This window comes from Bacillus sp. JJ1503 (assembly GCF_036965125.1).
Lineage (GTDB): Bacteria > Bacillota > Bacilli > Bacillales > Cytobacillaceae > Cytobacillus.
Map to the genome: position 1 here is coordinate 1,544 of NZ_JBALOZ010000227.1, position 1,579 is coordinate 3,122.

1 protein-coding gene, 1 tRNA gene and 1 pseudogene are annotated in these 1,579 nt (G+C 30.1%); 2 read left to right on the forward strand and 1 reads right to left on the reverse strand.

What is annotated here, in order from left to right; genetic code table 11:
- Both V7149_RS17075 and V7149_RS17080 read left to right on the forward strand, forming a co-directional pair.
- Positions 1-381 (forward strand): annotated as a pseudogene (locus V7149_RS17075) (hypothetical protein); the annotation flags it as partial.
- Between the two features lie 38 nt (positions 382-419).
- Positions 420-504: transfer RNA gene (locus tag V7149_RS17080), tRNA-Gly, on the forward strand.
- A gap of 367 nt (positions 505-871) precedes the next feature.
- Here the strand turns inward: V7149_RS17080 and V7149_RS17085 are convergent.
- Positions 872-1,531 (reverse strand): hypothetical protein, encoded by a 660-nt coding sequence (locus V7149_RS17085; protein ID WP_335346811.1) that lies wholly within the window; start codon positions 1,529-1,531, stop codon positions 872-874.
- Between the last annotated feature and the right edge of the window lie 48 nt (positions 1,532-1,579).

A 1,579-nucleotide genomic window follows, 5' to 3' on the forward strand; every position in this document is an offset into this window, starting at 1 on the left:
CATATTCAATTCCTATTAAATCTTCCATACTATCACGAAACAAAGGATTATATTTTTGTTCATGCTGGTATTAACCCCTTTATTTCGGACTGGAAAACTGATATAAGCAACTTAAATTGGATTAGATGGGATTTTATAAATAATCCTATAAGGAATGTCGTTCAGACAATAGTATTTGGACATACAACATGCAGGACTATCCATAACAGTAATAATATTTGGCTATCTGATGATAAGATCGGGATTGATGGTGCTTGTTGTTTTGGTGGACAATTGAATTGTTTAGAGATAACCGAAAAAGAAATAAATCAATATCACGTTAGTAATGATGGTTGGGAAGGACTAAATGGTTCTCCTATGCCAAGATTATCGGCACTTTAATTTCGAAACAATTCCTATATAGTAATCTCATTTAATTTGCATCAGTAGCTCAACAGGTTAGAGCAGTCTGCACACTTCCCCTTTGTGTAGTACATGTTACTGGTTTAAGCCCGGTCGGATGCTTTAATTAATACAAAATCCTCCCTCTGATACTTATCTCCTATCATTCTCGAAATGTGTTAGAATATAGGGAAAATTGGAGGTGAATGGATGTATATCAATAGAACTAGAGTAAGAACTATTGCAACTAATAATACAATTAAGTTTAACAAATCAATTGGGAATAGTGTTGTAAGAAGGAAAATTGACACTCTCTTAGCTAAAACGACTACTTTTTTAAAGAATAGTACAATTGAAAAGACATCAAATTGGATTCATTATCAGAAAAATCCACAGGAAATTATTCTTGTGGATTTTTGTGTTTATAGTGATTGTTACTTTGTTTGGCACTTAATCGTTATTTTTATCAAAACATTCAACGTCACATAATTTAAGTTAATACATAATTTAATGCAACGAGTACTAGAATTCCAATGCCAATCAAACTACCTAGCATAATAAATATTACAATCATATAATAAAGCACGATGTTATAAATAATGCTCCAAACCTTGAATAAAAACATTCCAATACTAGCAAAAGGAAGTAGTTCGCCTTTTTCTTTCCATCTATATTTTTTATAATGGTAAGACTCTAACTCTTGTCCAACTAGATAGTTACGGATAAGCCAATATATCTTATCATCAATAAAATTAAGTAGTTTAGTCAATAAAATTTTATATGTTATAAATGCGATAAGAAGGTAGAGTAAACCATATAGAGCAGTTTGTATAATTGAAAATTTCAATTGTAAAATGTCTTGTTTTATGATGTCATCTGGGTAAAAACCTAAAATAAAGAAGCATAAAGACTTCGTAACTGTAACTGGCAACAGTATAAGTGATACGATAAAATCTTTTAGTTCGATCCAGTCACTTTTAACCATTATGCCATGATTTGAAAGGAATTTAATTATTACGGCTATTCCTAGAAAAGATATAAAAAAAAGTATGTAACCTAGAGCGCCTATTTCTTCATTAGTTGAAGATTTTCCGTCTTGATAGCCTCTTCTATATGTTTCGAAAAATTTCTTATCTATATTATTTTTCAATTATTTCACCTCTTTGTATTAATATAGGATTATATTACCATATTGGAA